This is a genomic window from Streptomyces sp. NPDC059957 (genome assembly GCF_042730015.1).
GTDB lineage: Bacteria > Actinomycetota > Actinomycetes > Streptomycetales > Streptomycetaceae > Streptomyces.
The window spans coordinates 55655-78929 of the sequence record NZ_JBHWMB010000031.1 but is presented as its reverse complement, the minus strand read 5'-3'; the positions used below and the strand labels follow the sequence as shown (position 1 = coordinate 78929).

Annotated in this window: 18 protein-coding genes; 8 read left to right on the top strand and 10 right to left on the bottom strand. The window is 73.2% G+C overall.

Features of this window, described 5'->3' with window-relative positions:
* Positions 1 to 4: 4 nt before the first annotated feature.
* Complete coding sequence (locus ACFWBW_RS21735; RefSeq protein ID WP_385374833.1) at positions 5 to 1159, bottom strand: acyl-CoA dehydrogenase; 1155 nt, start codon at positions 1157 to 1159, stop codon at positions 5 to 7.
* Between the two features lie 5 nt (positions 1160 to 1164).
* Entirely contained in the window at positions 1165 to 2373 is a 1209-nt protein-coding gene (locus ACFWBW_RS21730; protein ID WP_385374831.1) for an amidohydrolase family protein, read from the bottom strand.
* Between the two features lie 189 nt (positions 2374 to 2562).
* Between ACFWBW_RS21730 and ACFWBW_RS21725 the strand changes: the two genes are divergently transcribed.
* Positions 2563 to 4113, top strand: coding sequence for a class I adenylate-forming enzyme family protein (locus ACFWBW_RS21725; protein ID WP_385374829.1), 1551 nt, complete (start codon positions 2563 to 2565; stop codon positions 4111 to 4113).
* Between the two features lie 90 nt (positions 4114 to 4203).
* Here ACFWBW_RS21725 and ACFWBW_RS21720 read toward each other — a convergent pair whose 3' ends face one another.
* A complete protein-coding gene (locus ACFWBW_RS21720) occupies positions 4204 to 4731 on the bottom strand; it encodes an EF-hand domain-containing protein (RefSeq protein ID WP_385374827.1) in 528 nt (175 codons plus the stop codon).
* Positions 4732 to 5052: 321 nt separating this feature from the next.
* Between ACFWBW_RS21720 and ACFWBW_RS21715 the strand changes: the two genes are divergently transcribed.
* Both ACFWBW_RS21715 and ACFWBW_RS21710 read left to right on the top strand, forming a co-directional pair.
* Entirely contained in the window at positions 5053 to 5631 is a 579-nt protein-coding gene (locus ACFWBW_RS21715) for a sigma-70 family RNA polymerase sigma factor (protein WP_385374825.1), read from the top strand.
* Entirely contained in the window at positions 5628 to 6968 is a 1341-nt protein-coding gene (locus tag ACFWBW_RS21710) for a maleylpyruvate isomerase N-terminal domain-containing protein (RefSeq protein WP_385374824.1), read from the top strand. Before ACFWBW_RS21715 ends, ACFWBW_RS21710 begins: the two co-directional genes overlap by 4 nt.
* Positions 6969 to 7201: 233 nt before the next feature.
* Here ACFWBW_RS21710 and purU read toward each other — a convergent pair whose 3' ends face one another.
* Together purU and ACFWBW_RS21700 are read right to left on the bottom strand one after the other, a co-directional pair.
* Positions 7202 to 8077 carry a formyltetrahydrofolate deformylase gene (purU, locus tag ACFWBW_RS21705; RefSeq protein ID WP_385374822.1) on the bottom strand — a complete coding sequence of 292 codons (876 nt, stop codon included), beginning with the start codon at positions 8075 to 8077 and terminating at the stop codon, positions 7202 to 7204.
* A 19-nt stretch (positions 8078 to 8096) separates the two neighbouring features.
* On the bottom strand, positions 8097 to 8543 hold the full coding sequence (locus ACFWBW_RS21700; protein WP_385374879.1) for a hypothetical protein: 447 nt from the start codon (positions 8541 to 8543) through the stop codon (positions 8097 to 8099).
* 231 nt (positions 8544 to 8774) lie between these two features.
* On the opposite strand from ACFWBW_RS21700, the gene ACFWBW_RS21695 reads away from it, so the two are divergent.
* On the top strand, positions 8775 to 10109 hold the full coding sequence (locus ACFWBW_RS21695; RefSeq protein ID WP_385374820.1) for an ABC transporter substrate-binding protein: 1335 nt from the start codon (positions 8775 to 8777) through the stop codon (positions 10107 to 10109).
* A 44-nt stretch (positions 10110 to 10153) separates the two neighbouring features.
* Here the strand turns inward: ACFWBW_RS21695 and ACFWBW_RS21690 are convergent, their stop codons facing one another.
* Both ACFWBW_RS21690 and ACFWBW_RS21685 read right to left on the bottom strand, forming a co-directional pair.
* Positions 10154 to 11599, bottom strand: coding sequence for a hypothetical protein (locus ACFWBW_RS21690; protein ID WP_385374818.1), 1446 nt, complete (start codon positions 11597 to 11599; stop codon positions 10154 to 10156).
* 135 nt (positions 11600 to 11734) lie between these two features.
* The gene (locus ACFWBW_RS21685; RefSeq protein ID WP_385374817.1) at positions 11735 to 13114 is read right to left on the bottom strand and encodes a transcriptional regulator; all 1380 of its coding nucleotides are present in this window, start codon (positions 13112 to 13114) and stop codon (positions 11735 to 11737) included.
* A gap of 219 nt (positions 13115 to 13333) precedes the next feature.
* Here ACFWBW_RS21685 and ACFWBW_RS21680 point away from each other — a divergent pair, with 219 nt between their 5' ends.
* From ACFWBW_RS21680 to ACFWBW_RS21670, 3 genes are all read left to right on the top strand, one after another.
* Positions 13334 to 14014: a bifunctional DNA primase/polymerase gene (locus ACFWBW_RS21680; protein WP_385374815.1), complete on the top strand. Its 681-nt coding sequence runs from the start codon at positions 13334 to 13336 to the stop codon at positions 14012 to 14014.
* Positions 14015 to 14193: 179 nt separating this feature from the next.
* On the top strand, positions 14194 to 15066 hold the full coding sequence (locus tag ACFWBW_RS21675; RefSeq protein WP_385374813.1) for an ABC transporter ATP-binding protein: 873 nt from the start codon (positions 14194 to 14196) through the stop codon (positions 15064 to 15066).
* Between the two features lie 26 nt (positions 15067 to 15092).
* Complete coding sequence (locus tag ACFWBW_RS21670) at positions 15093 to 16766, top strand: transporter (RefSeq protein WP_385374877.1); 1674 nt, start codon at positions 15093 to 15095, stop codon at positions 16764 to 16766.
* Between the two features lie 197 nt (positions 16767 to 16963).
* Here ACFWBW_RS21670 and ACFWBW_RS21665 read toward each other — a convergent pair whose 3' ends face one another.
* Together ACFWBW_RS21665 and ACFWBW_RS21660 are read right to left on the bottom strand one after the other, a co-directional pair.
* Positions 16964 to 17530 carry an NAD(P)H oxidoreductase gene (locus tag ACFWBW_RS21665; protein ID WP_385374811.1) on the bottom strand — a complete coding sequence of 189 codons (567 nt, stop codon included), beginning with the start codon at positions 17528 to 17530 and terminating at the stop codon, positions 16964 to 16966.
* A complete protein-coding gene (locus ACFWBW_RS21660) occupies positions 17527 to 18591 on the bottom strand; it encodes an NADP-dependent oxidoreductase (RefSeq protein ID WP_385374809.1) in 1065 nt (354 codons plus the stop codon). Before ACFWBW_RS21660 ends, ACFWBW_RS21665 begins: the two co-directional genes overlap by 4 nt.
* Positions 18592 to 18772: 181 nt before the next feature.
* Between ACFWBW_RS21660 and ACFWBW_RS21655 the strand changes: the two genes are divergently transcribed.
* Positions 18773 to 21976 (top strand): BTAD domain-containing putative transcriptional regulator, encoded by a 3204-nt coding sequence (locus ACFWBW_RS21655; RefSeq protein ID WP_385374807.1) that lies wholly within the window; start codon positions 18773 to 18775, stop codon positions 21974 to 21976.
* A gap of 45 nt (positions 21977 to 22021) precedes the next feature.
* Here ACFWBW_RS21655 and ACFWBW_RS21650 read toward each other — a convergent pair whose 3' ends face one another.
* Positions 22022 to 23002, bottom strand: a complete 981-nt coding sequence (locus tag ACFWBW_RS21650; protein WP_385374805.1) for an alpha/beta fold hydrolase — start codon at positions 23000 to 23002, stop codon at positions 22022 to 22024.
* Between the last annotated feature and the right edge of the window lie 273 nt (positions 23003 to 23275).

Genomic DNA, 23275 nt, shown 5'->3' with positions numbered 1-23275 from the left:
ACGCTCACCTGCCCTTCGGAAGGCCGAGGATCCGCTCGGCCACGATGTTCTGCTGGATCTGCGAGGTGCCCGCCGCGATCGTGTACGAGAGCGAGGAGAGCCGGTCCAGGGTCCACTCCTCCTCCAGCGAGAGGGAGCCGGCCCCCAGCACCTCGGCGGCCGTGTCGTACAGCTCCTGGCGCGCGTGCGAGTACGCCAGTTTGAAGACGCTGCCGCCGATGCCGGGGACCCCGCCCGAGCGTGTCGACTCGCTGACGTTCCACTGGGTGAGCCGCCACAGGGCGCCGAACTCCCCGTACAGCCGGCCCAGCCGGCGCCGCAGCACCGGGTCGTCCCAGCGGCCGTTGGCCTTCGCGGTGCGCGCCAGCTCGCCCAGGGTGCGCCGGCAGGCGACGACCTCGCCGACGAAGGCGGTGCCGCGCTCGAAGGACAGGGTCACCATCGTGACCCGCCAGCCGTCGTTCTCCGCGCCGACCCGGTTGGCGACCGGGACCCGTACCTCGTCGAGGAACATCTCGGCGAACTCCGTGGACCCGGCCAGCGTGCGCAGCGGCCGGATCGTCACCCCGGGCGCGTCCATCGGCATGGCCAGCCAGGAGATCCCCCGGTGCTTGGGGGCGTCCCCGTCGGTCCGGACCAGCAATTCGCACCAGTCGGCGACCTCCGCGTGCGAGGTCCATATCTTCGAGCCGGTGATCACGTACTCGTCGCCGTCGCGGACGGCGCGGGTGCGCAGCGAGGCCAGGTCGGAGCCGGCGTCCGGCTCGCTGAAGCCCTGGCACCACACCTCGTCGCCGCGCAGGACGGGCGGCAGCCAGCGCGCGCGCTGCTCCGCGGTGCCCTCGGCGGCGATGGTCGGGCCGGCGTGCAGCAGCCCGACGAAGTTCGCGCCGACGTACGGGGCTCCCGCGCGCTCGGTCTCCTCCAGGAAGATCAGGTGCTGCGTGGGGGTGGCCCCGCGGCCGCCGGCGTCCACCGGCCAGTGCAGTCCGGCGTACCCGGCGTCGTACAGCCTGCGCTGCCAGCCGGCGTCGTAGGCGCGGCGGCCCGGCCAGTCGTCGGGCGAGGGCTTGGGAGGCAGCCCGGGGAGCTCCTTGGCGAGCCAGGCGCGCAGCCGTCCGCGGAACTCCTGTTCCTCCTCGGTGTAGGTGAGGTCCACTGCGCCTACCGTCCCGTCCGCCGGTCCTTGTCGAAGTCGAGACCGAGCATGCGGATGGCGTTTCCGCGCATGAGCTTGTAGACGGTCTCCTCGTCGAGGCCCTTGACGTGGTCGAGGGCGACCTCCTTGGTGTGCGGGAAGGTCGAGTCCACGTGCGGGTAGTCGGTTTCGAAGGTGGCGTTGTCGCGGCCGACGACGTCGAGCGAGGCGATCCCGTGCTTGTCGCGGAAGAAGCAGCAGAAGATCTGCCGGTAGTAGTACGTGGACGGCGGCTCGGGGATCAGGTCCTTGACCCCGCCCCAGGCACGGTGCTCCTGCCAGACGTCGTCGGCGCGCTCCAGGGCGTACGGGATCCAGCCCATCTGGCCCTCGCTGTACGCCAGTTTCAGCGTCGGGAACTTGACCAGCACCCCGCTGAACAGGAAGTCCATCATCGAGGCCATGGCGTTGTTGAAGCTGAGCGCGGCCTGCACGGCGGGCGGGGCGTCGGGAGAGGCGGCGGGCATCTGGGAGCTGGACCCGATGTGCATGTTGACGACGGTGCCGGTCTCCTGGCAGACGGCGAAGAAGGGGTCCCAGTAGCCGGAGTGGATGGACGGCAGGCCGAGGTGGGTGGGGATCTCGGAGAAGGTCACGGCCCGCACCCCGCGGGCGGCGTTGCGGCGGATCTCGGCGACGGCCAGGTCGATGTCCCAGAGCGGGATGATGCAGAGCGGGATGAGCCGGCCGCCGCTGTCCCCGCACCACTCCTCGACCATCCAGTCGTTGTAGGCGCGCACGCAGGCCAGGGCGACCTCCTTGTCGTGCGCCTCGGCGAAGGTCTGCCCGCAGAAGCGCGGGAAGGTCGGGAAGCAGAGCGAGGCCTCGACGTGGTTGAGGTCCATGTCGAGCAGCCGCGCCTTGGGGTCCCAGCAGCCGCGCCGCATCTCCTCGCGGGTGATGCCCTCCAGGGTCATCTCGTCCCGGTCGAAGCCGACGGCGGCGATGTTGCGCTTGTACGGGAACTTCAGGTCCTCGTAGATCCACCAGTCGGTGGGCGGGCCGTCGGGGTCCATGGTGATTACGTACTTGCCGCCGGTGTAGGCGAGCTCCCCGATGCCGGCCGTGAGCGCTTTGGGCCCGCGGTCGCGGTACTTGGCGGGCAGCCAGACGTCGAAGAGGTGGGCCGGTTCGATGACGTGGTCGTCGACGCTGATGATCCGAGGCAGTTCCATGGTGTCCCCTCGCCGCATGCCGAATGGATCCGTCGCTCCGATCCGCCGCCCGGGCAAATCTGATGGAGCGTCAGAAATCTGGAACCAAGCTAGCTCCCCGCCTCTGGACCGACAAGCGTCCGCGCCCTACGCTCTGCGCTTGATCTGACTATCCGTCAGGTCATGTCGGCCAGGGGAGGTCGGTCCGGGATGACGGACAGCACCGCAGTCGAACTCAGCCGGTCCCGGACGCTCTGGGACCTGATCACCCGCCGGGCCGCCATGACCCCCGACGCACCCGTCCTCATCGAGGCCGCCGAGGATCCCGCCGACGACCGCCGGCTGACCTTCGCGGAACTGCGCGACCGCTCCGAGCAGGTCGCGGCAGGCCTCCACGACATGGGCGTGCGCCCCGGCACGGTGGTCGCCTGGCAGCTCCCCACCCGCATCGAGACCGTGCTGCTCTCGGTGGCCCTCGCCCGGATCGGCGCCGTCCAGACGCCCGTCATCCCCTTCTACCGGGACCGCGAGGTCGGCTTCGCCCTGCGCGAGTCGAAGGCCGAGTTCTTCGCAGTCCCCGGCGTCTGGCGGGGCTTCGACCACACGGCGATGGCGCACCGCCTCGGCGCGCACGGCGTCTTCGAGGCCTACGAGTCCCTCCCCACCGGCGACCCGGCGGTGCTCCCCCCGCCCCCCGAGGAGGGCGTCTCGGTCCGGTGGATCTACTGGACCTCGGGCACCACCTCCGACCCCAAGGGCGTCCTGCACACGGACCGCTCCCTCATCGCGGGCGGCTCCTGCCTGGCCCACGCCCTGCACCTGTCACCGGACGACGTCGGCTCGATGGCCTTCCCGTTCGCCCACATCGCCGGCCCCGACTACACGGTGATGCTGCTGCTCTACGGGTTCCCGGCGGTCCTGTTCGAGAAGTTCGCGATGCCCGGCGCCCTGGACGGCTACCGGCGCCACGGGGTCACCGTCGCCGGCGGCTCCACGGCCTTCTACTCGATGTTCCTCACCGAGCAGCGCAAGGACCCGTCCGCCCAACTCATCCCCACCCTCCGCCTCCTCGCGGGTGGCGGCGCCCCCAAGCCCCCGGAGATCTACCACGCGGTCGTCCGCGAGCTGGGCTGCCAGCTCACGCACGGCTACGGAATGACGGAGGTCCCCATGATCACGATGGGCGCCCCGGACGACACCGCGGAGAACCTCGCCACCACCGAGGGCCGGCCCCCGCGGGGCATGTCCATCCGCATCACGACCCCCGAGGGCGCGCTCCTCCCGCCGGACACCGACGGCGAGGTCCGGCTCCGCGGCGAGGCGGTCTGCCAGGGATACCTCAACCGCGACCAGAACACCGGGGTCTTCGACGCCGACGGCTACCTGATCACCGGCGACCTCGGCCACCTCACCGAGGACGGCTACCTGGTCCTGACGGGCCGCAGCAAGGACGTCATCATCCGCAAGGGCGAGAACATCTCGGCGAAGGAGATCGAGGACCTGCTCCACCAGCTCCCCGCCGTCGCCGACGTCGCCGTCATAGGCCTGCCGGACCCGGAGCGCGGCGAACGCGTCTGCGCGGTCGTCGAACAGCCCCCGGGCGCGGCCCCCCTGACCCTGGCCGACGTGACCTCGCACCTCCGCACGGAGGGCCTCTCCACCCACAAGCTCCCGGAACAACTGGAACTGGTCGAGGCGCTCCCCCGCAACGACGCCCTGCGCAAGGTCCTCAAGTACAAACTCCGCGAACGCTTCGCGTAGACCCTGGCCCCTGTCGGGCAGGCGCGGCTCACGGGCGCGGCGGGGCTGCGGGACTCCGGCCCCGCCTCCCCGCTCCCGCCCTGCCAGGGCCTACGCGTCCGGCGCCGCCACCCCGCAGTAGCCGGCGAAGGCCGCCAGGATCTCGTCCTCCGAGATGCGGCCGTCGCCGTCCGCGTCCAGGGCCGCCGCGACCGGGCCCGCCAGTTCCTCCGGGGTGCCCAGCACGCGCAGGACGCGCGCCGTCGCCGCCGGGGTCGCGCCGCGGGCGGCGTCCTCGGCGGGGCTCGCCACCGCGATCACCGCCCGCAGGAAGGGCCGCGCGATCTCCGCAAACCGGTGCGGGTTGTCCCGCAGCCGCTTCGCCGCGCCCGTGACGAACTCCTCGCGGGACACCCGCTGGTCCCCGTCCACGTCCGCGATGCCGGCCATGCCCTGCCAGAAGGCCTCCGCGCCCGCGAACACCGCCTGCCCCCTGTCGGACCGGGCCGCCACGGCGAATTCGGCCAGGACCGCCTTGGCCGCCGTACTGAAGTCCTCCCGGTCGATATAGCCCGACCCGTCCTGGTCGAAGGTGGCGAATCGGGCGGCGATCTTGCGCTCGTATTCTGCGCTGTCCATGTTCGGCGTTCCGCCTTCACGTATGCGGTGGGGTCAGTTCAAGACAGGACAGGAGCGTAAGGCCTACGTGGCCTGCGCGTTAAGCGAAGCGGGCAAGGAGGTGGCCGCATCGAACCAGCGCACGAGGAGCGCGGCGGGGCGCGTACGCCTGTACCCATGTGCCCGGCCGCACTACCCCGTTCACACCGAGCTACGCCCCTATCACGCAGGGCGCGCTTCCGGAACGAGGTTCTGGCAAAACGGGCGCGGACCGCTGCATGCCCACTACATTCGAGTGGTCGACACACGGCTGCGAAACCGGGAACGCCGGCTGGGGGCACGATGCCGAAGGACGCACCACCGCGCTGGGACCGCCGCATGCAGCAACGCCTGGCCCGCGGCGAGGCCGCCGCGCTCGGAGAGCTGTACGACCGCTTCGCCTCGCTCGTGCACAGCCTCGCCCACCGGGTCCTCAATGACGAGAAGGCCGCCGACCGGGTCACCCGCGAGGTCTTCGGCTACATCTGGGAGAACCCGGACGCCTACGACCCCAAACAGGGCTCCATGCGCTCCTGGGTCGCCCGCATCACCCAGGGGCAGGCCGTGGCCCGCCTGCGCCAGGCCGAACTGGGCAACGGCTCCCGCGAGGAACTGGAACAGAAGGTGCGCAGAGCCAACGCGGCGGCCCGCGCCGACTTCATCGTCACCTCCATGCCCGCACCCCTGCGGGCCGCGCTCGAACTCGCCTACTTCAAGCGCCGCGACTACCGGCAGGCCGCCGCCGACCTGCAGATCAGCGAGGACGAGGCCCGGCGCCGGCTGCGCCTGGGCCTGCAACTCCTGTCCACGGCCAACGCCGTTCCGCGCGAGGACACCGTCCCGCCCGGCTACGGCCCCTCCGGATTTGGAACGCCCCGATGACGATGCCGCCGCCGAGCCCCTTCGGCGAAGATGACGGCGAAGAGTACGAACGGCCCCCGAACCCCGGCGGCCCGGCGCGCATACCGGGCCCGCGCGGGGCCGCCGACGACCTCGACAACCTCGACGACCTGACCGTCCTCGACGACGCGGAGTACCCGGAGTACACCGACATCTCCGACTTCCCCGCCGTCCCGGTGCCCGCCGAACCCGAACCCGAGCCCGTCCCGGTCGCGCCGCCGCCCACGCACGGCGTACTGAAGTCCCTGCTCGGCGCCTGGGCCCTGGCGGCCTGCTCCGCGGAGGAGACCCAGGCCGTCGAGGACCACCTCACCGAGTGCGCGCCGTGCGCCGAGGAGGCGCTGCGGCTGCGCGACGCCGTGGGGCTGCTGCACCCGGAGGACAGCCTCGACCTCAAGCCGCTGCTGCGCTCGCGCGTGCTGGAGGACTGCCTCGGCAAGCGCCCGGCCCGCATCCCGGTCCCGGTGTGGGCGAACCCGTACGACACCGAGACGGCCCGGCTGGACGCGCTGCTGCGGGACTTCGGGGACTCGGAGTGGCACACCCCGGTCCGGCTGAAGTGGTTCGAGGAGGAGCGCCGCCAGACGCGCCGGACCACGGTGGCCGGGGTCATCGGGCACCTGCTGGCGGTGGACGGCCTCGTGGCGGCCGCGCTGGGCCTGGACGACCCGCTGGGCCGGGACGCGCCCGCGGGCACCCCGACCGAGCGCACGGAGCGGTTCTGGGAGGACTCCCCGTACCCGACCACCCGCCGGGTCCGCGAGCCGTGGCGCGAGCAGGGCCACACCCTGGTCCGCACGGTGTCCTTCGCCGGCCGCGGCGTCGCCGAACTGGACGTGGAGTACGGCGCCTTCGCCCTGCCCCTCGGGGACGCCTTCCTGGAACGGGCCTTCGAGTGCTGGGTCCACGCCGTGGACATCGCGGAGGCGGTGGACTACCCGTACGACCCGCCGTCCGCGCCGCACCTGAACCGGATGATCGACCTGGCGGCCCGGCTCCTGCCGGCGGCCCTGGCCGGGCGCCGGCGGGCGGGGCTGGCGGCGCCGCCGCGCGGGCTGGTCGCGGCGGGGGCGCCGGGCCGGACCCTGCACCTGGAGATCGAGGGTGCGGGAGGCGGCGGCTGGGACATCGCCCTGGACTCCCCCGCGGCGAAACCCTCACCGGACCACACCGTGGCCCGGATCGCCCTGGACGGCGCCGAATTCTGCCAGCTCGCCGCGGGCCACATCTCCCCGGAGGAGGCCGCGGTCGGCCAGAACGGCGACCGCGAGGCCATCCGCGACGTCCTCTTCGCGGCGGCCTCGCTCAGCCGGATGTAGGCCCCACCGGGCCGCCACGCGACCTGCACGGGCCTGGGCGGCTCGCGCGGCCTGCGCAGCCTGCGTCCGGGCCTAGTGCTGTGACCGGGAAGGTTCACCGGGTCGCGACGCCCGGCACGGCACCTCGCCGCGTTGTCGGACCACGGAAGTACGTCCAGTACGAGCCGCGGTCCTCCGCCTTGCGATGCACCGCACCGGACGCCGCGACCCGGCAAACCTTCCCGGCCACAGCACTAGGTGAAGACGACCGTGCGGGTCCCGTTCAGCAGGACCCGGTGCTCGCTGTGCCACTTCACGGCCCGCGCCAGCGCCTGGCACTCCACGTCCCGCCCGATCGCCACGAGCTGGTCCGGGGTGACCTCGTGCCCCACCCGCTCGACCTCCTGCTCGATGATCGGGCCCTCGTCCAGGTCCGCCGTCACGTAGTGCGCGGTCGCGCCGATCAGCTTCACGCCCCGCGCGTGGGCCTGGTGGTACGGCTTCGCGCCCTTGAAGCTCGGCAGGAACGAGTGGTGGATGTTGATGATCCGCCCGCTCAGCTCCTTGCACAGGGTGTCCGACAGCACCTGCATGTACCGCGCGAGCACGACGAGGTCGACGTTCTCCTCCCGCACCAGCTCCAGCAGCCGGGCCTCCGCCGCCGCCTTCGTGTCCTTCGTCACCGGGATGTGCACGAACGGCACCCCGTACGAGCCGACCAGCTCCTCGAAGTCGGTGTGGTTCGAGACCACCGCCGCGATCTCCACGGGCAGCGCGCCGATCCGGTGGCGGAAGAGCAGGTCGTTGAGGCAGTGCCCGAACTTCGACACCATCAGCACGATCCGCATGCGCTCGTCGGAGCGGTGGATCTGCCAGTCCATCCGGAAGGAGTCGCCGATCGCGGCGAAGCTGGCCCGCAGCTTCTCCACGGTCACCGGAGCGTCGGCCGCGAAGTGGACCCGCATGAAGAAGAGGCCGGTGTCGCGGTCGCCGAACTGCTGACTGTCCTCGATGTTGCACCCGGTCATGAACAGGTAGCTGGACACGGCGTGCACGATGCCCTGCTTGTCCGGGCATGAGAGGGTCAGTACGTACTGCTGCGGGGCCTGGGGCTGCGGGTCGTCGCTCATGACCCCACAGCCTTCCACATCACACCGCGCGCGTGAGGATCCTCAGGACGTCCAGCGAGCACGGCCGCGCGTCCGGGTCGTCCCCGTCCGCCGTCGCGAGCCGTACGTGGGCTTCGCGCGCGGCCCGTACCGCCTCCGGCCAGGCGTGATGCTCCAGGTAACCGGAGACCGGGGCGTCGGCGCCTATCTGGTGCATGATCCGCAGCACGCGCAGCACGGCGAGGTCCACCAGGGCCGCCTCCTGCGAGTCGCGGAAGATCGTGCCGACGTACTTCTCGGCGGACCAGCTGTCGAGCCAGGTGTCCTCGACGAGCCGGTACACGGCGTCGGTGACGTCCCCGTACCCCTCGGCGCCGGCCAGCCAGGTGTCCTCCTGGAACGCGGGGTCGGAAAGCATGTGCAGCGCCGAGCGCACGTTGCTGCGCCAGCGCCACCACGGCATGTCGTTGAGGGGCATGCCGCCCATGGTGGAGGAGCGGCCGCCGCGGCGGGAAGAGTTCTTCGAACCTTGGGCGAATGTCACGCTTTCGATCGTACGTTCCCGTCCGGCGTGATCTTCAGGCGCCCGGACCCGGGGGCCCGGATCCGCCCGGCGCTCACTCAGCGTGTGGGTGACACCCGTAATTCACCTCGACGTCACCCGATGTTGCACGCACCTCACACCTCAGTTACCCCTGACGCGGAATGGTGCATGCACATGACCACCCGGCGATGCGCAGCAGCACTCTCCCGCACCTTTCTGGCCCGGACCACGGCCATGGCGATGGGCGCGTTTCTCGTCGCCGGCTGCGGGGTGCTCCCCGGGGGCTCGGGGGGCCCCGGGGGCACCGACACCCTCACCGTCATGACCTTCGCCCCGGAGGACTCCAAGGCGACCAACATGCCGGGCATGCCGGGCATGGCCAAGGCCTACGAGCGCTGGGTCAACTCCAAGGGTGGCATCAACGGGCGCAAGCTCCGCGTCCTGACCTGCAACGAGCGCAACACGCCCACCGGCGCCGCCGACTGCTCCCGCAAGGCGGTCGCCGAGAAGGCCGTCGCCGTCATCGGCTCCTACAGCCAGCACGGACGCGCCTTCCTGGCCCCGCTGGAAGCCGAGGGCATCCCCTTCATCGGCGGGTACGGAGTCTCCTCCGAGGAGTTCCAGTCCCCGCTCTCCTACCCCGTCAACGGCGGCCAGCCCGTCCTCATGGCCGGAGCCGGCCACCAGCTGGGGCGCACCTGCGCCAAGGTCGCCCTGGTCCGCCCCGACACCCTCGCCGGCGATTCCCTGCCCATGCAGCTCAACGCCGGCCTCAAGGCCAATCAGATGCCCGAGGCCAGCGACATCCGGGCCGCCGAGGACTCCGCCGACCTCTCCGTCCAGGCCGGCGAGGCACTGGCGGCCTCCTCCCCCGGGAAGGGCGGCGCCTCCTCGGCGAGGGACGGCAAGGACGGCAAGGAGAAGGGCTGCGTGGCCGCCGTCCTCGGCGCCCGCACCGAGACCTTCTTCGACGCCTTCCGCCGCGCCGACTCCCAGAACCGCAAACCGCAGGTCTCCTCGGTGCTGGGCTCGGTCAGCCAGGCCCTGGTCGACCGCACCGGCGGCAAGGAGAGCCCCTTCGAGGGCGCGTACGTCACGAGCTGGTACCCGGTCGCCGCCGATCCCCTGTGGACGCAGATGCGCAACGTGATCTCCGACCACGCCTTCGGCGACAACGCCGTGGACCCCGACGACAGCGGCGCCCAGACCACCTGGATCGCGTACACGGTGTTCAGCGAGACGGTGAAGCGGTTCAAGGAGGACGAGAAGCTCACCGGCCGCGCCCTCACGCGCAAGCTCAACCAGTCCGACCCCGTCACGACCGGCGGCCTGACCCCCGACCTCAGCTGGCGCTACCAGGACATGCGCGCAGTCTCCGGCTTCCCCCGCATGGTCAACGGCCGGGTCACCTTCCAAGTCGTCCAGCAGGGACGCCTGGTGGCCCAGCCGGGCGGCGAGCCGTCCATGGACATGACCAAGACCCTGGAACAGGCCCCCCGTTCGAGCTAGGGCCTGTCCCAGGGCCTGGCCTAGTACAGGTCCCAGGGCCCGTCCTAGAGCTGACTCTTGTCACGCTTGGTGAGGCCGTACTTGCCGGCGATGGAGTTCCACAGGCCCGCCGCGGTCTCCTTCGCCCGGGTCGCGTCGCCGCTCGCCTTGTTGCCTTCGGAGGCGTTGCGGGTCGTCCTGGCCTTGCCGTCCTTGCACTTGTCGTCGGACTTCACGTCGTCCGCCCAGTCCGCGTAGCTGTTGTCGGCCTCGGCGGAGGCCTTCCACGCCTTGGTGAGGGCCGCGGTCAGCTTCGCGTCGTTCGGGAGCTGGTCCACCTTGAGCTCCTGGAGCCGGGTCACCAACTCCTCGCGCTGCCGGGCCGCGTCACGCAGGTCGTTGGCCGCCCCGCCCAGGTTGCTGCAGCTCTTGATGTCCTCGACGGCCTTGATCACCGAGGCCCGGCTGTCGTTGCTGTCCGCGAGGAGCTTGTCGAGCTGGACCGCCTGCGGCTGCGCGGGATCCAGCGGGGCCTCCCCCTTGTCCGCGGCGGAACTGCCGGGGGTGGGGGTGGGCGCCGTGGCGGCCGGATCGTTGTTCTGCGCCTTGCCGTCACCGAGCATCGCACCGACCCCGAGCCCGACGACGGCCAGGCCGATGACGACGGCGCCGATGATCGCGGGCGAGACCCTGCGCGGGGCGGGGGCGAGCGGCTGCTCCTGATAGTGCGGAGGCTGCTGCTGGTACTGCTGCGGCGGCGGCGCGTACTGCTGGTGCTGGGGCTGGCGCTGCTGCGCGTACTGCGGGTGCTGCTGCGGCTGGGGCTGGGGCTGGGGCCGGCGTGGCTGCTGGGGGAGCACCGGCTCCTCGATGGGGGGCAGCAGCTGCGTGTCCCCCCGGAACATCTCGTCGAACCCGGCGGCGGGATCGGCGGGCGCGGCCGGAACCGGCGCGATGTACTGCGTCGCGGCCTCGTCATGGGAGGGGGCCGCCGGAACGGGCGCGATGTACTGGGTCGCGGCCTCGCCGTACGCGGGGGCCGCCGGGACCGGCGCGATGTACTGGGTCGCGGCCTCGCCGTGCGCGGGGGCCGCCGGGACCGGCGCGATGTACTGGGTCGCCGCCTCGCCGTGCGCGGGGGCCGCGGGGACCGGCGCGATGTACTGGGTCGCCGCCTCGCCGTACGCGGGGACCGGCGGTATGTACTGCCCCGCCGCCTCGCCGTGCGCGGGAGCCGCGGGGACCGGCGGAATGTACTGGGTGGCGGCCTCCGGCAGCGGCGGATAACCGTAGCCGTGCGGGTCTCCGGGGCCCTCGTAGCCGGGGCCGACCACATGACCCTGCGGGTAGCCGTAGGAGGGTCCGCCGGGTGCGGGGTAGCCGTAGGAGGGCGGGCCCTGCACGTACTCCGGCTCCCCGCCGGGCTGCGCGGGCGGCTCCGCCGGCGGCTGTGCGGGCCGGCCCCACGGCGCGCCTGCCTGCGGGCTGCCGCCCTGTCCGCTCTCCGTCACCGGAACTCCCTCTCCGACCTGTCCGCGTCCGCGGAACCGTCGGCTCACGCTACCCGGTCACCCCCCTCCCCCGGCAGGCCCGCCCCCGCCGAAGATCATCCCCGGCCCGGTCCGCGGCAGCGGCGCCGGGGACGGTCAGCCCACCGGCTCCAGGCGGGCCGTGAACTCCCGAGCGGCCGGTTCCTCCCGGTACGGGTCCAGCCGGCTGCGGAAGTCCTCCAGGTACACCGCACCGCGGTGGGAGCGGATGCCCGACAGCAGCTCCGCCGCCTGCGTCGCCGTCTGACAGGCCGCCTCCACCTCACGCTGCTGCACCCGCGCCGCCGCCAAGAGCAGCAGTCCGATCGCCCGGCGCCGCGCCTTCCCCGCCGGAAGGTCCCGCAGAGCCTCCTCCGCACGCTTCGCCGCCGCGTCGGCCTGCCCCAGGTCCCGGTGGCAGTGCGCCAGTTCGTCCGCGAGGTACGCCCCGTCGAAGTGCCGGATCCACTCCGGGTCGTCCCCCGACTCCGGTTCCGCCCGCTCCAGCGCGGTGACCGCCCGCGAGGACAGCACCGCCGTCGACCGCGCGTCACCGAGCAGCGCGTGCCCCCGCGCCTCCGCCGCGTAGAACATGGCCTCCACCCGGGGGGTGACCTGGCCCCGCGTGCCCTCCTGTGCCGCTCTCGCGAGCTGCGCGATCTCCCTCGGGTTGCCCAGCTCCGCCGCCAGGTGACTCATCGCCGCCGCCAGGACGTAGCCCCCGTACGCCCGGTCTCCGGCCGCCTGCGCGAGCCGCAGGGCCTGGATGTAGTACCGCTGCGCCAGGCCCGGCTGGCCCGTGTCCACCGCCATGTAGCCCGCCAGCTCGGTCAGTCGGGCGACCGCCGCGAACAGGGCCCGGCCGACCGGCTCCCGGTACGAGCCGCCGATCAGACCCGAGACGACCGAGTTGAGGTAGTGCACGACCACCGGGCGCACGTGCCCGCTGCCGAAGCGGTGGTCGAGGTCCTTCAGTGCCTGCGTGGTGGCCCGTACCGCCTCCACGTCCGACATCCCGACCCGGGAGCCGCCGCTGCGCGCGACCTGCGCGTCGGCCCCGGTGATCAGCCAGTCGCGGCTCGGTTCGACCAGCGCCGAGGAGGCCACGCTCGATCCGGACAGGAAGTCGCGCCGGCCCACATCGCTCCGCCACAACTCGCTGACCTGCTCGATCGCCCCGATGACGGTCGGGGAGAACTGCAGGCCCACCCCCGAGGCGAGGTTCTTGCCGTTGGCCATGCCGATCTCGTCGATGGTGACGGTCCGGCCGAGCTTGCGGCCCAGCGCCTCGGCGATGATCCCGGGAGCCCGGCCGCGCGGCTGCTGCCCGCGCAGCCAGCGGGCCACGGAGGTCTTGTCGTAGCGAAGGTCGAGGCCGTGCTCGGCCCCGCACATGTTGACGCGCCGGGCGAGCCCGGCATTGGAGCACCCGGCTTCCTGGATGAGCGCCTGCAGCCGTTCGTTCGGCTGGCGGGCGACGAGAGGCCTGGCTGCCATGAAAACCCCCAGAGACGCGGGTGATCGTTCGAATGATCACTTCCCGCCTGATGTGCGGGGAATCTTCCCCATTGCGTCCTGTCGCTACCCACCTCCGGCGCCCCGGCCTCCTACGCGCCCCCCGTGATGCACCGATGCGCCCCGCATGCAGGATCGATGCTCCGCAGCCCGGCCGGTTTACGCCCGTAACCCCCGGTGACCGCAAGAGTTGTGTTGCACGTGGAAGAGACCATCGGAGTCACGGAGACCGCGCCCATCCCCCTGCAGCGCAGTGAGTCGCTGCTGGACCATGCCGTGCGGTACACGGAAGAACGGCACTGGGATGTCTTCGCCGGCACCTGGCTGGAGTCCGTCGACGGGCGGGAGCAGTGCTCGTGCGGGGGCGCCCAGTGCCCGGCGCCCGGCGCGCACGCGGCGGGGAAGGACTGGGCCTCGCAGGCATCGGGCAGCGCCGTGCAGGTCAGGCGGCTCTGGGGCAAGAACCCGAAGGCCGCCATCCTGCTGCCCACCGGCCGGACCTTCGACGCCCTCGACGTCCCGGACGCGGCCGGTTTCCTCGCGCTGGCCCGGCTCCAGCGCATGCAGCGCACCCTCGGACCGGTGATCGCCAACCCGGCGGGGCGGATGCTGTTCTTCGTCCTGCCCGGCGCCGGGGCGAAGGTGCCCGACCTGCTGCGCAAGATCGGCTGGCAGCCGGCCCAGCTCGACCTGGTCGCGCGCGGCGAGGGCGAGTACGTGGCCGCGCCGCCGACCCGGATCGGCGGACGCGGCTGCGTGCAGTGGGCGCAGCCGCCCACGGCCGCGAACCGGTGGCTGCCGGACGTGGAGGAGCTGATCGACGCCCTGGCCTACGCGTGCGGCCGCGAGGCGGCGGCGGAACGGGCCCGACGCACGGCGTGATCCCCGCACCACCCGCCCCACCTGCTCTACCCGACCCGCCCGCTCCGCCCGCTCCACCCGCCCCTGACCAGGGGCGGTCTCCGCGCGGAAACTCATGACATACGTAACTGCTCGGCCTCTCCCCCTCCTCCTATGGTGAGAAAAGCAGGACACGGGGCACAGGAACGAGAGGCAGGCGCATGCCGGACCAGGGCGTTGCCATCGGCGGAGCGGACGGAACGGGCGGCGGCGCACGACCGGCACCGGCCGCCGCACCCGCCGTACGGGTCGAGGGTTTGTGGAAGCGGTTCGGCGAGCAGGTGGCCGTGTCCGGGATCGATCTGGAGCTGCCGGCCGGCCAGTTCGTCGGCCTGGTCGGGCCGAACGGCGCGGGCAAGACGACGACCCTCTCGATGGTGACCGGGCTGCTGCGCCCGGACATGGGCCGGGTCATCGTCGCCGGGCACGACGTGTGGGCGGACCCGGTGGCGGTGAAGTCCCGGATCGGCGTACTGCCGGAGGGACTGCGGCTCTTCGAGCGGCTCTCCGGCCGGGAACTGCTCGGCTACATGGGCCGGATGCGCGGGCTCCCGGGCCCGGAGACGGACAGCCGGGCCACCCAGCTGCTGGACATCCTGGACCTGGCCGGTTCGCAGAACAAGCTGATCGTCGACTACTCGACGGGCATGCGGAAGAAGATCGGTCTGGCGGCCGCGCTGCTCCACAACCCCGAAGTGCTGTTCCTGGACGAGCCGTTCGAAGGCGTCGACCCGGTGTCCGCGCAGACCATCCGCGGAGTGCTGGAACGTTACACCTCCTCCGGAGCCACGGTCGTCTTCTCCTCCCACGTCATGGAGCTCGTCGAGTCGCTGTGCGACTGGGTGGCCGTCATGGCCTCCGGCCGGATCCGGGCCGCGGGCCCGCTGGCCGACGTACGGGGCGACGCGCCCTCGCTGCAGGCAGCGTTCCTGGAGCTGGTCGGAGCACAGGGCCGGGCCACGGGCGAGTCCCTGGACTGGCTCGGCGGCGGAGCCGCGGCCAACGGCGGGAGCAACGGGGCGGGCGTCCGATGAGCACGCCCACGCCCACGCCCGCCACCATGCCCACGGCTACGCAGGCGCAGGCGCAACCCGCATCCGGGACCGCCGGCACCTCCGCTTCTGCGGCCGCGTCCGTCAACATCACCCCGCTCTTCGTCCGCCTCAAGCTGACCCTGCTGCGCAACGGGCTCAAGGGCTCCCCGATGCGCAAGGCCGCCTACTTCTGCGCCCTCGCCTTCGCGCTCGTCATCGCCTTCCTCGCCACGCTCGGCCTCACCGTGCTGCGCGGCAACGCGCACGCCGGCGCGGTCGTCGTCCTGCTCGCGGCGATCACGGCCCTGTGCTGGACGTTCGTCCCGCTGTTCTTCGCCACCGGAGACGAGACGCTCGACCCGACCCGGCTGGTCATGCTGCCGCTGCGCCCGCGTCCGCTCGTACGGGCCATGCTGGCCGCCTCGCTCATCGGCATCGGGCCGCTGTTCACGCTGTGCCTGGCCGTCGGCTCGGCGATCGCCGTCGCCCGGGGCGCGGCCGGCGCGGTTGCCGCCGTCCTGGCCGTACCGCTGCTGCTGGTCGGCTGCGTGGCGCTGGCCCGGACGGTGGCCACCGCCAACGTCCGGCTGCTGACCAGCCGCAAGGGGCGCGACCTCGCGCTGCTCAGCGGCCTGCTGATCGCGGTCGGCGCGCAGGTGGCCAACTTCGCCGCCGAGCGGCTGTTCCAGACCGGCGGCCTGGACAAGCTGGAGCCGGCCGGGGCGGTCCTGCGCTGGCTGCCGCCCGCGACGGCCCTCGGGATGGTGGACTCCGCGAGCGAGGGCTCGTACGGGATCGCGGCCGCCCAGCTCCTCATCACGGTCGCGGCCCTCGGCCTGCTGCTCTGGTTCTGGGAGCGCAGCCTGACCAAGCTGATGGTCACCCCGGACGGTTCGACGATCGCGGCCGTCAAGGAGAAGAAGACGAAGAAGGCGGCGAACGGCGCGGCCGGCGGCGGCTGGTCGCTCCTGCCGGACGACCGTACGGGCGCGGCCGCCCAGCGCGTGCTGCGCTACATGGTGCGCGATCCGAAGACCAAGGCGGCCTGGGTGTCGGCCCTGGCGCTCGGCTTGATCATCCCGGTCGCCAACGCCGTCCAAGGCGGCGGCTCGGTGTACCTGGCCTGCTTCGCCTCCGGCATGCTCGGCCTGCAGATGTACAACCAGTTCGGGCAGGACACCTCGGCGTTCTGGATGGTCGCGCAGACCATTTCGAGCACCCGGGACGCGTACGTGGAACTGCGCGCCCGCGCCCTGGCCCTCGCGCTGGTCACCGTACCCTTCACGGTGCTGGTCGCGGTGGTCACGGCGGGCCTGCTCGGCGACTGGGCGGGCCTGCCCGGCGCCCTGGGCCTGGCCCTGGCCCTGCTCGGCTCGATGCTGTCCACGGGAGCCCTGGCCTCCGCCCACCTCGCGTACTCGATCCCGACCGACGGCGCCTTCAAGAGCGTCGCCCCGGGCCAGGGCGCCCTGGCGTGGGCGGCCCTCCTCGGCGGCCTGCTCGCCTCGGCCCTGGTCAGCTCCCCGCTGATCGCCCTGGCCATCTACTTCAGCTCCACGGACCAGAAGTCCCTGGCCTGGATCCTGCTCCCCCTGGGCGTGGCCTGGGGCGCACTGGCCACCTGGGCCGGACTGCGCCTCGCGGCCCCGGCGGTGGTGCGCAAGCTCCCGGAGATCCTGCTGGCGGTCAGCAAGGGCTGACGCACCGTCGACCGGGCTGCTGCTCACCGGTTCCGGACGGCGACGGGCCCCGTGGCACTGGTCGACGGGTCGGCGGAGAGTTCACCGGCCTCGACGGGCTGCACGCGTGCGGGGTGAGGGACGTCCGGTACCGCTGACGGGCGGCTGTCAGGTGCCGGCCGCGTCACGGGACGGCTCCGCAGAACGGCACCTGCCGGTCACCGGGGCGGCGCCAGGGCACTGTCCGCCTCCGCCAGGGCCGACTCGCCCGCGCTCAGGGAATCGTAGACGAAGTGGACGGTGGCCTCCTCGATGCCGCAGTACTGCGAGATGCCGACGCGCAGCAGGCGGTCCACCGGCCCGTCCCAGCCGAGCTCCTTGAACTTCGCCTCCGGGTAGCTCACCAGCGGGATCCAGACCATCCGCTTGCCCTTCAGGAGCGGGTGGCTGCGGCCGTAGGCGAAGCCGTTGTTCCAGACCCGGTCGATCCAGCCCTTCAGGATGGCCGGGAGGCCGAACCACCAGAGCGGGAAGACCACCACGAGGATCTCGGCGGCGGCGATCCGCTCCATGTGGGCCCGGGTCTCGGCGGAGTACTCCTTGTCCGGGTCCGACCAGTCCGGCTCGTCCTCGGTGCCCATCCGGGGGTCGAAGCCCTCGGCGTGCAGATCGAGCACGTCGACCGTGTGGCCGTCGGCCTCCAGCCGGGCCACGGCGCGGCGGGCGAGCTGGGCGGTCAGGGAATCTCCGCGGGGGTGGGCCATGACCACCAGGGCGGCGCTCATCGGGCATCGGCGGCGGTGAGGTCGCAGACGCTCGCGGTGGCGGCCTCCGGGGAGAGGCGGACCAGCATCTTGCCGGTGTTCGCGCCGCGCATCATGCCGAGGAAGGCCTCCGGGGCGTGCTCGATGCCCTCGGCGACGGTCTCCTCCGTGCGCAGGCTGCCGCCCGCCAGCCATCCCGCCGCCCGGCCGATCCACTCCGGGAACAGGTCGAAGTGGCTGGAGACGAGCATCCCGCGCAGGGTCACCTCGCGGGCCGCGGCCTGGAAGAGGTTGTCCGGACCCACCGCCGGAGCGGTGGCGTTGTAGCCGCTGATCGCGCCGACCATGGCGATCCGCCCGCCCTGGCGCATCGCGCCGATGGCCGCCTGCAGGTGGTCGCCGCCGACCGCGTCGAGGTAGACGTCGATGCCCTCGGGGGCCGCCTCGGCGAGCTGGCCGGCCAGGTCGCCCTGGCGGTAGTCCACGGCCGCGTCGTAGCCGAAGCGGTCCAGCAGCTTCTTCGTCTTCAGCGGGCCGCCCGCCGAGCCGATCACCCGGGAGGCGCCCAGGCTCCGCGCCAGCTGCCCGGCGACGCTGCCAACCGCGCCGGCGGCCGCGGAGACGAAGACGACGTCGCCCTCCTTGACCGGGGCGGTACGGGTCAGCGCCGCGTACGCCGTCAGGCCCGTGGTGCCGAGCGGACCGAGGTACGAGGACTGCGAGGCGACCGCGGGGTCCACGACAGTGGCGACCGCCGCGTCGAGGACCGCGTACTCCCGCCAGCCGAGGAAGTGCGAGACGGTCGCCCCGACCGGCACCGACGCGGAGCGGGAGGCCACGACCTCGCCGATCGCACTGCCTTCGAGGGCCGTATCGAGGGCGAAGGGCGGGATGTAGGAGGGGGCGTCGTCCATCCGGCCCCGCATGTACGGGTCCACGGACATCCAGGTGTTGCGGACCAGGATCTGCCCTTCGGCGGGCTCCGGGACCTCGGTGGCCACCAGGTCGAAGTGGTGCGGGCCCGGCTCGCCCACGGGGCGGGAGGCGAGGCGGATCTCGCGGGAGAGGGTGGTCTTGGTCATGTGGCTCTTCCTTCCGGTGCTTCCGGTGTTTCCGGTGTTTCCGTGACCGCTCCGTCGCGGTCACAGGAGCACCTTGTCCGGGGCCGCGCACGGGCCGCGCACGCTTCACGCACGGGACCGCGCACGGGACCGCGCACGGCCGCACGCAACCGGTCTGAGGGGCAAGAAGTAACGTTGCGGCATGCGTTTCGAGGTGCTGGGGCCACTGACCGTCCGCACGGATGACGGGACCCCCGTGCCCGTTCCCGAGGCGAAGGTACGGGCCCTGCTCGCGGCCCTCCTCGTACGCGACGGCCGGCCCGTGCCGGTGGACCGGCTGATCGAGGACCTGTGGGGCGAGGCGGGCGACACCGCCCCCGGCAACCCGGGGAACACCCTCCAGACCAAGGTCTCCCAGCTCCGCCGGACCCTCGCCCAGGCCGAGGACGGCGCGCGCGCTCTCGTCGCGTACGGTCCCGCGGGCTACGCCCTGCGCGCTCCGGCGCGGGCCGTGGACGCGGACCGCTTCGCGGAGCTGACGGCGGCCGCGCGCAAGGAGGCGGAGCCGCGGGCCAGGGCGGAACTGCTGGCGCGGGCCCTCGGGCTGTGGCAGGGGGAGGCGTACGCCGACTTCCGGGACGCCGCCTTCACGCGGGCGGCGATCGCCCGGCTGGAGGAGCAGCGGATCACGGCGTACGAGGACCTGGCCGAGGCCCGCCTCGAGCTCGGCGAACACCGCGACCTCGCCGACGAGTTGGCCGGTCCTGCCGCCGCCCACCCGCTGCGCCAGCGGCTGCGCGGCAGCCAGATGCGGGCGCTGTACCGCGCCGGCCGCCAGAACGAGGCCCTCGCCGTCTACGCGCACCTGCGCGGGCTCTTCGCCGAGGAACTCGGCATCGACCCCGGTGCGGAGCTCTCGGCCCTGTACGAAGCCATCCTCCGTCAGGACCCCGCGCTGGGCCCGGCCGCGGAGCCGGGCCCGCCCCGTCCGCCGGAGCGGGCCGAGCAGGCGCCCCGGGGCAGCCGGGCGTTCGGGGGCGGCGGCAACCTGCCCACGCCCGTCAGCTCCCTCGTGGGCCGCGAGGAGGCCGTCGCCCGGGTGTGCGCGGCGCTCGGGGCGGGCCGGCTCGTGACGCTGTGCGGGCCCGGCGGCGTCGGCAAGACCCGGCTCGCGCTGGCCGCGGCGTCCCGGCTGGAGGACGCGTACCCCGACGGGGTGTGGTTCGTGGAACTCGCGGGCGCACAAGGCACGTCGGTCGCCGAAGCGGTGGCCGCCGCGATCGGGATGCGCGAGGACGACGCGGGCGGCGGCTCCGTCGAAGACCGGCTCGCCGAGGCGTTGCGGCGGCGCGCGGCACTCCTCGTACTCGACAACTGCGAACACCTCCTCCCCGCCGCCGCGGCCCTCGCCGAACGGCTCCTGCGCCGCGCCCCCGGCCTGCGCGTCCTCGCCACCAGCCAGGAGCCGCTCGCGCTCTCGGGCGAGGTGATCGAGGCCGTCGCCCCGCTCGCGGAGGCCCAGGCCGTGGAACTGTTCGCGGCCCGCGCGGCCGCCGCCGCCCCCGGCTTCGCCCTCGACCCCGGCACCGCGGAGGCCGTGGCCCTGATCTGCCGCCGGCTGGACGGGATCCCGCTCGCGCTGGAACTCGCCGCGACGCGGGTACGGGTCCTGGGGGTGCAGGCACTGGCGGAACGCCTGCACGACCGCTTCCGCCTGCTCAACCAGGTCCGCCGCGACGCCCCGGCCCGCCAGCGCACGCTGCGCGCGACGATCGACTGGAGCTGGGAGCTGCTCTCCCCGGCGGAGGCGACGGTCCTGCGCCGCCTGTCGGTGTTCGCGGGCGGATTCACGGTGGAGGCGGCCGAGGCGGTGTGCGCGGACGAGGACCCGCGGGGCGGAGTCGAGGGCGGGGGCAGGGGCGGGGGCGGAGGCGGCGCAGGTGACCGGGTTGCCCGTGAGGACGTGCTCGATCTGCTCACCCGGCTCGTCGACTGCTCGCTCGTGACCTCGGCGTACGGCGACGCCGCGTACTCCGCCTCGGCGTACGGCGGCTCGCGCCTGCGGCTGCTGGAGTCGGTGGCCGCGTACGGGCTGGAGCGGCTCAGCACCGCCGGGGAGACGGCCGCGACCCGGCAGCGGCACGCGGAGTACTACACCGGGTTCGCCGAGAGCGCGGCCGAGCGGCTGCACGGGCCCGGGCAGGGCGAGTGGCTGCGGCGGCTCGACCGGGAGGGACCCAACGCCCGGGCCGCCCTGGAGCACACGGGCGCAGGGGAGTTGGGGCTGCGGCTGGTCGGCGCGCAGTCCTGGTACTGGTTCCTGCGCGGCCGGATCCGGGAAGCCACCGAGGCCACCGGAGCGGCCGGGGCCACGGCCCTGCACGCCGCCTTCGCGCTGCTCGGCGGGGACGACAGCCACCTCGGCCGCGACTTCTCGGGCGCCGACCTCCGGACACAGTGGCTGCTGACCTACGCCCGGTGCGGCTTCGGCTCCGGCGTACTGGAGGAAGAACTCACCCCCTTCCCCGCCCGGTTCCGCGAGAGCGGCGACCGATGGGGCGAGGCGGTGGCGCTGCTCACCCTCTCGACGCGGGCGATGTACGACGGCGACCTCGCGGAACTGCGCCGCAACGCGGAGGCAGCCGCCGCCGTGTTCTGCGAACTGGGTGATCGCTGGGGCCAGTTGCAGACCTCCGAGCAGCTCGGCATCCTCGCCGAGGTGACCGGGGACTACCCGGCCGCGGCGCGGCTGCACGAGGACGGTGTACGGGACGCGCAGGAGCTGGAGTTGTGGACGCACGCCTCCTTCCGGCTGGCCCGGCAGGGCCGCATCGCGCTGCTGACCGGGGACCTGGCGCGCGCGGCCGCGCTGCACGAGCAGGCCCTGCGGCTGGCGGAGGAGCAAGGCCACCGCCCGGCCGAGCAGTTCGCGGCGATCGGACTCGCCCTAGGCGCGCGGCGCGGCGGCGACCTGGACGGCGCCGAGGCCCGGCTGCGGCCGTGGCTCGACTGGAACCGGCGGCTCGGCGTGGACTCCGGGGCGGCGCTGGTCCTGGCGGAGCTGGGGTACGTCGCGGAGTTGCGGGGCGACCCGGCCGCGGCGGAGTCCCTGCACCGGGAAGGCCTCGCGGCGGCCCGCCGCTCCGGGGACCCCCGCGCGCTCGCGCTGGCCCTCGAAGGCCTGGCGGGGGTGCTCCCGCCCGCCCGGGCGGCCTCCCTGCTGGGCACGGCGACGGCCCTGCGCGCCTCGGCGGGCACCCCGCGCCCCCGGGCGGAACGCACCGACACCGACCGGGCGGCGGCCCGGGCCCGCGCGGCCCTGGGCCCGGAGGCCTTCGCGACCGCCTTCACCACGGGCGAAGCCCTCCCGCTGCCGGAACAACTCGCCCTGCTGGGCGGCCTCTGAACGCCCGCCTGTGCTGCAGCCGGCGCCCATCAAGGCATCGGCGCCTCACGCCGATGCCTTGATGCCCTCCAGGAACGGCTCCACCACCGCGCGCCAAGCCGTCGGCTGGTCGTAGTGGAGGTAGTGGCCGGCATCCGGGATCTCGGCGTACTGCCCGGCCGGCAGGACGCGGACCATTTCCTGGGCCTCGGCCCGGCCCAGCTCGCCGTCCAGGCCGCGGACGACCAGCGTCGGGCAGCGCACCTGGGCGAGTTCCTCCCAGTGCGCGTCGTGCACCCACGTCTCCCGCGCGGTCAGCATCTGGCGGCGCGAGAACAGCGGGCGCCAGCCGTCGTCGGCCTCGTGCATCACCTCCGCGAAGAACTCGCCCCGGCCGGGGTCCGGGCGCTCCACCCGCGGATCGTCCTCGCCGAACCAGCGCCGCGCGGCGTCCTGGGTGGGGAACGGCAGCGGCCAGTGCCGGAACCATTCCTCCCATTCCTGCTGCGAGGCCTCCCCCAGCGCGGACGCCCGCATGTCGCAGATGACCAGGGCCGCTACGAGATCGGGGCGGCGGGCCGCGAGCTGCCAGGCGGTGAGGGCGCCCATGGAATGGCCGATCAGCGTCACCGGCGCGAGGCCGAGCTGCTCGACGGCCGCTTCGGCGTCGGCCACGAAGGCCTCGCGCCCGTAGGCGACGGAACTGGCGGGGCCGCCGGGGCCGGCGGTCGGCGGGCGTTCGCTCTGGCCGTGGCCGCGCTGATCGAGGGCCACGACGCGGTGGCTCGCGCCGAGCCAGCGGGCAGTGCCCGTCCAGTGGAAGGCGCGGCCCATCAGACCGTGCAGTAAGAGGGCCGCGGGCTCACCCGACGGCGACGGATCCTGTGACGGAGACGGCGACGGAAACTGCGAATGCGACTGCGACGCCGACGGCTCAGGCTCCGCGGTCGCTTCGTGGAACTCCCAGGCCGCCAGGCGTACGCCGTCGGCCCCCGTCACATCGAGGCGTCGTACCACCGCAGATGCACCCCCTTCGCTCCCGGCCACAGTATCGAACCCGTATTCGAAAACGGGGTTCTCGCTGACAACACCGCTCTTTCGAGTGACCTTGCTCAAGGATTGACCGGCGCTGCCGATGGAGATCCTTTCAACAGGGAGGCGGGCCGCTCGGGGAAGACGGTCCGAAGGGATGACCTTGAGAGCTCGGGGCTCCAGGTCAAGCAGGGGAGGACCGGTCCCAGGGGGGGGAGGGGGCGGGGGACCCCCCCCCCACCCCCCCCCCCCCCCCCCCCCCCCCCCCCCCCCCCCCCCCCCCCCCAC